The sequence below is a fragment of the Deinococcus sp. genome, assembly GCF_018260405.1.
Taxonomy (GTDB): domain Bacteria; phylum Deinococcota; class Deinococci; order Deinococcales; family Deinococcaceae; genus Deinococcus.
Map to the genome: position 1 here is coordinate 1047 of NZ_JAGLBG010000105.1, position 5739 is coordinate 6785.

General features: G+C 62.3%; 4 protein-coding genes, 1 tRNA gene and 2 pseudogenes. 4 read left to right on the plus strand and 3 right to left on the minus strand.

Going from position 1 to position 5739, the window contains the following annotated elements; genetic code table 11:
* Positions 1-474: pseudogene (locus QZ269_RS11210) on the plus strand (malate dehydrogenase); the annotation flags it as partial.
* A gap of 366 nt (positions 475-840) precedes the next feature.
* A tRNA-Leu gene (locus QZ269_RS11215) sits at positions 841-925 on the plus strand.
* A gap of 82 nt (positions 926-1007) precedes the next feature.
* On the opposite strand, the gene QZ269_RS11220 is transcribed toward QZ269_RS11215, so the two are convergent.
* A complete protein-coding gene (locus QZ269_RS11220; RefSeq protein WP_291426796.1) occupies positions 1008-2159 on the minus strand; it encodes a glycosyltransferase in 1152 nt (383 codons plus the stop codon).
* A gap of 86 nt (positions 2160-2245) precedes the next feature.
* Between QZ269_RS11220 and hisA the strand changes: the two genes are divergently transcribed.
* On the plus strand, positions 2246-2995 hold the full coding sequence (hisA, locus tag QZ269_RS11225; protein ID WP_291426797.1) for a 1-(5-phosphoribosyl)-5-[(5-phosphoribosylamino)methylideneamino]imidazole-4-carboxamide isomerase: 750 nt from the start codon (positions 2246-2248) through the stop codon (positions 2993-2995).
* A 317-nt stretch (positions 2996-3312) separates the two neighbouring features.
* Positions 3313-4209, plus strand: coding sequence for a transglutaminase family protein (locus QZ269_RS11230; RefSeq protein ID WP_291426798.1), 897 nt, complete (start codon positions 3313-3315; stop codon positions 4207-4209).
* Positions 4210-4285: 76 nt separating this feature from the next.
* Here QZ269_RS11230 and QZ269_RS11235 read toward each other — a convergent pair whose 3' ends face one another.
* Positions 4286-5422 carry an acyl-CoA dehydrogenase family protein gene (locus tag QZ269_RS11235; RefSeq protein ID WP_291426799.1) on the minus strand — a complete coding sequence of 379 codons (1137 nt, stop codon included), beginning with the start codon at positions 5420-5422 and terminating at the stop codon, positions 4286-4288.
* Positions 5423-5528: 106 nt separating this feature from the next.
* Positions 5529-5739 (minus strand): annotated as a pseudogene (locus QZ269_RS11240) (DNA polymerase III subunit delta); the annotation flags it as partial.

Consider the following 5739-nt stretch of genomic DNA (forward strand, 5'->3'; position numbering starts at 1 on the left):
GGCAAGCCCGTGAGCAGCATCAAGAACCTGACCATCTGGGGCAACCACTCCTCGACCCAGTACCCCGACCTCTCGCAGACCAAGGTAGACGGCCAGGACGCCCTGGGCCAGGTGGAGCGCAGCTGGTACGAGAACGAGTACATTCCCACCGTCGCCAAGCGCGGCGCGGCCATCATCGAGGCGCGTGGGGCTAGCAGCGCGGCTTCGGCGGCCAGCGCGGCCATTGACCATATGCACGACTGGGCGCTTGGCACCCCTGAAGGCGAATGGATCAGCATGGGCATTCCCTCGGACGGCAGCTACGGCATCCCCGAAGGCCTGATCTACGGCTTCCCCGTGACCGTCAAGGACGGCAAGTATACTATCGTGCAGAACCTGCCCGTCGATGACTTTAGCCGTGCCAAGATGGACGCCACGGCCAAGGAACTTGAAGAAGAGCGCGACGAAGTGCGTAAACTCGGCCTCGTCAAGTAAGCGCTCGATAAGCCAAATCTAGGTCAGTCGAGTCAGGCGCCTGGTCATTCGCAGGCCTGGCGAACAGTGGGTACAGGCCGGGTAGAAAGTATGACTCACTTCTACCCCGAGTGGAACGAGAAGGCAAATAGGACTCCCTTAGTGGGGGTCCTGTTTTGCTATGGCACCGATACAGGTTTCGCGGCGTGGACTCGCAGAGGTGCACGGCGAGTGGTGGGGGCGGGTGACCAGCGCCATTTCTGGTATCTCGCAAAATTGAGTTACACCCCATTCGCGCTGCCCCTATTGACAGATGCCCTCCAACTGAGTAAATTAACTGAGCCTGAAACGCGGCCAAGCGTAAAAGCGCCTGAGCCAGAACCACGTGCCGAGGTGGCGGAATTGGTAGACGCACTAGTTTCAGGGACTAGCGCCTTCGGGTGTGTGGGTTCAAATCCCATCCTCGGCACCACAACAAGTTCCAACTGAAAGACCCAGCCAGGTGCTGGGTTTTTTGTTGCTGCGGCAGCGGCCTCCTGGCCGTGCTCTGGCCTTCAGCTCTGGCGAGTGCGCTGGGCGATAACCGAGGTGTAGACCGCTTCCAGGGCGGCTGCCCGTTTGATGAGGTCGTATTGCCGGGCACTGGCTCTGGCCGCCGCTTGCATGGTGCTCAGGCGCTCTGGGGCGAGGATTTCCATTAGACCTTCGCCCAGGGCCTGTGCGGTCGCCTCACGAACCGTTCCGTTGACGCCCTCGGTAATCAGGTCAAGGGCCGCCGGACTCTGGGCCGCGACCAGCGGCGTAGCGCCCGCCAGAGCCTCGATCATGCTCATAGGCAGCACTTCAGAGGTACTGGCTGTGATAAACACGTCGGCGGCGCTCAGGGCGTCGGCCACGCGGGTATACGGCACTGATCCCGTGAAGGTCACGCCTTCCGGCGCAGCGGCCTGGGCAGCGGCTTTGCCAGGGCCGTCACCGACCACCAGCAGTCTCATGTCGGGGCGGCTGGCACTGGCTACCCGGAAAGCGTGCAGCATCACTTCCAGGTTCTTCTCGGCCGCAAGGCGGCCCAGGTACATCACCAGCGGCGCAGCGGCGGGAACACCATATTCACGCCGGAAGGAAGCGCCGTCGGCCTGCGCGAAGGCGGTCAGGTCGACAGGGTTCGGAAAAAGCTGCACCTCCCCGGTAAACCCAAAGACCCGCAGCATCTCGACCATCGCGCGGCCCGGTGCCAGCACCTGATCGGCCCGGCGGGCAAAGGCAGCCACATGCGGGCGGATGACGGCCCGGCTAAGCGACACTGGTATCGGCGCGTAGTGCAGGTACTGCTCGTACTGCGTGTGTGCCGTATAGACCAGTGGAATACCGAGCAGCCGCGACCAGCGCAGTGCAAGTTGCCCGGCCAAAAAGGGGTGCATGGTGTGCAGCACGTCCAGGTCTTGCAGCGGCAGCTTGGCGGTCAGCAGTGGCCCGGGGGCCAGCATCAGCGGGTAGTCGGCGGGCGCACCGATGGCCCGCGCTCCGGCAAAACTGCTGTTCAGGCGGTAAATCCCTTGCTCGGGGCCGGTCTGCTGCGGGTGGCGCGGCGCGAAGACCCGCACATCGTGCCCACGCTCACGCAGTCCACGGGCAAACAAGGCGGTGCTGGTGGCGACCCCGTTCTTGGAGGGCAGGTAAGTGGCGGTGACAAGTCCGATTCGCACAACGGCCTCAGTCTAGCCTGCCTGGTCTGCACGCTGAACTGCTCTGTCCGGCGGTGAGCCAGCCGCGCCCCGGTTATCCTGCGGTCATGACTTCGCCCGTGCCCGCCTCTGCTTTGCCTGTGCCCCTCATCATTCCCTGCGTCGATATTCAGTCGGGCCGGGCGGTTCGGCTGTATGAGGGCGACCCGGAGCGCGAGACGGTGTACTTCACTTCCCCGCTGGAAGCGGCCCGTCACTGGGCCGGACTCGGGGCCGGGCTGGTGCACCTGGTCGACCTCGACGCCGCCACGGGCCGGGGCGAAAACCGGCAGATCATCGAGCAGATCGTCCGTGAACTGCACGTCCGGGTAGAAGTTGGCGGCGGCATTCGCAGTCGGCAGGCCGCAGAGGCCCTGTTGAAAGTGGGCGTCGAGCGGGTGGTGATCGGCACGGCGGCGGTCAAGCAGCCGCAACTGGTCAGGGAACTGATTGACGCGCACGGCCCCGAGCGGGTGGTGGTCAGCCTGGACGCCAAGGGGCTGGAGGTCGCCACGCACGGCTGGGCCCAGGGCAGTGGGGTGCAGGTGGCCGAATTGACCCCGCAACTGGCCGACGCGGGCCTGGAGACCCTGATCTTCACCGACGTGACCCGTGACGGCACCCTCAGGGGCCTTGACCGCGACCTGATGCGGCAGGTGCGGACGCTGTGGACCAATACCCTGATCGTGGGGGGCGGCGTCGCCAGTACCGACGACGTGCAACTGCTCCAGCAGGAACGCATTGAGGGGGCCATCGTCGGACGCGCCATTTATGAGGGCACCCTGGCCTATCCGGTCCGCTTGCCCCGGCACGGTTGACCGCTGGACACGAAAGAGGCGGCGATCCCCGTCTGGACGAACAGCCACACTGGTGAGCCAGATGGGGCGGCTCGAAGAAAGGTTGTCCCGCCGGAAGGTAGTTTGCGGGGTACGAGGAACACGGGAGCAGTCCTGAGACTGAACTTCTCACTGATCGGTCAAACCTGCCTGGAATTTCGCAAGATCGTGCAGAGAGTTACAAATTTTTTGTACAAATTGCAGATGTTTCTGGAATTGACGTTCAAATACTCAGGCTCTGAGGCCAAAGGTTTAGTCAGGCTACAGACATCCTGCCCCGATACGCGGCAAACTGGGGTATGGCCCAGCACGACTCCAGCTCCGTAACATTTGAACGACCACTCCGTATTCGTGCAGGGTTTTCACTGACCTTCGAGGTCCCCTATACCACCCCCATGCTTTTCGTGGTGCAGCCCCGTGAGCGCCTGGAACTGACCGGTACGCGCCAGCGCATTATCGATCAGCGGCCTCTGGAAGCGGCGCAAGGCATCCACACTTACCAGGACGGGCACGGCAACATCGTCTGGCGGCTGCTGGCCCAGCCGGGCACCCTGACCATCGGCCACGACCTGATCGCTGAGATTACGCGTAACCCCGATCCGGTGCTGCCTGACCTGCCCAAAACCCTGGTCGAGGATCTGCCCAGCGAAACCATTCAGTACCTGTTGCCCAGCCGGTATGTCGATAGCGATCTGGTCAGCGCCGAGGCCTGGGACCGTTTCGGCTACATTCAGGGGGGGTGGGCGCAGGTGCAGGCCGTCTGTGATTTCCTCTACGACACCTGCGTGTACGGGTACGGCTCCAATTCCACAACTACGGCCAAGCAGGCACTGGACAGCGGGCGGGGGGTGTGCCGCGACTTTGCACACATGGGCGTGGCATTTTGCCGGGCACTGAATATTCCGGCCCGCTACGTATGTGGCTATATGCCGGACATCGACATCGTTCCTGACCCCGTACCGATGGATTTTCACGCCTGGTTCGAGGCGTTTATCGATGGCCAGTGGCGCACCTTCGATGCCCGGCACAACAAGCCGCGTGCGGGCCGCATTCTGATTGGTCAGGGCCGGGACGCTTCCGATGTCGCCTTCTCGACCACCTTCGGCAGCGCCCGCCTGACCCATATGAAGGTCTGGGCCGACGAAACCGACTTTGCCAATACGCTCGATATCGAACCGAACCCGCGCATTTTCTGAGCTGATAACCAGTAGGAGCCGCCGCTCTGCAAAGGGAGAGCGGCGGTTCCTACTGAGCTTAATTTTCAGTGCTGGTTTACTTCAGCAGGTTGCGGCTGATGACCACGCGCTGAATCTCGTTGGTGCCCTCGTAAATCTGGTTGAGCTTCACGTCGCGCAGCAGTTTTTCCACCGGGTACTCGCCTACGTAGCCGTAACCGCCGTGGACCTGAATCGCCTCATTGGCGGCGTCGAAAGCCATTTCCGAGCAGTACGCCTTGGCAATCGCGCTCTCGAAGCCGTGCGGCTGGTGCTGATCGACCAGCCACGCGGCCTTCTGGTACATCAGGCGGCCCGTTTCGATGCCCATCGCCATCTCGGCCAGCTTGAACTGAATCGCCTGGAACTCGGCAATCGGCTTGCCGAAAGCGGCACGTTCCTTGGCGTACTTGATGCTTTCTTCCATGGCGCGGCGGGCCAGACCCACCGACCCGGCGGCCACCGGAATACGGGTCTTGTCCAGGGTTTTCATGGCGATCTTGAAGCCGTCGCCCAGGCCGCCGAGCTGGTTCTCTTTGGGCACGCGCACGTTCTCGAACACCAGTTCGCTGGTCAGACTGGCCCGCTGGCCCATCTTGTGCTTGATCTTGTTGTAGGTAAAGCCCGGCGCGTCCTTGGGAACGACCAGTGCGACGGTGGCGCGGTGCCCGCCCTGGCGGTCGGTGGTGGCAAAAACGACCGTCCACTCAGCCATGCCGCCGTTGGAAATCCACATCTTGGTGCCGTTGAGCACCCACTCGTCGCCGTCCAGCACGGCCATGGTGTGCATCGCCGCCGCGTCCGAGCCGTTGTTGGGTTCGCTGAGGGCAAAGGCGTACAGCCCGGCCTTCTCGGTCATCGGCTGGCAAAAGCGCTTCTGCTGTTCCTCGGTGCCGCCGACCAGAATGGGGGTCAGGCCCAGTTCGGAAGCCATCAGCACGGTATAAATCCCCATGCAGCCGTAGCCGATTTCCTCACCGATCAGGCATTCGTCGAGCATGCCCAGCCCCAGGCCACCCGCGTGTTCGGGAATGGCAACATTTAGCAGGCCCACTTCGAAGGCCTTCTCGACCACCTGCCAGGGTAATTCTTCCTTCTGGTCGTACTCAGCAGCAATCGGAATGATTTCCTTGCGGGTAAAGTCGCGGGCCAGTTGTTGCAGTTGACGCTGTTCGTCGGACAGGGTGAAATCCATAATGACTCCTTTGAAGACCGCAGGTTCGTGACCTGTCAGCTGCTCTTTTGAACTTGGTGCAATTTATCAGATCGAATCTTATTCAAGTCTATACCGCGCCGCGAATTCAGACACTGAGTTGCAGGATCAGTCGTTCGAGGGCCACGCCAGCATCCAGCCCACGTTTCATCGCCAGGTCGGCTTCCAGAATCCGGCTCAGGTGAGCGCGGATCTTGGTTTCGTTGAGGCGCCGGGCCACTTCCAGGGCTTTCTTGGCAGGAAAGGGTTTGACCCCCAGCCGCTGGGCCGCCAGCGTCTCATTGACGCGGCCTTCCTCG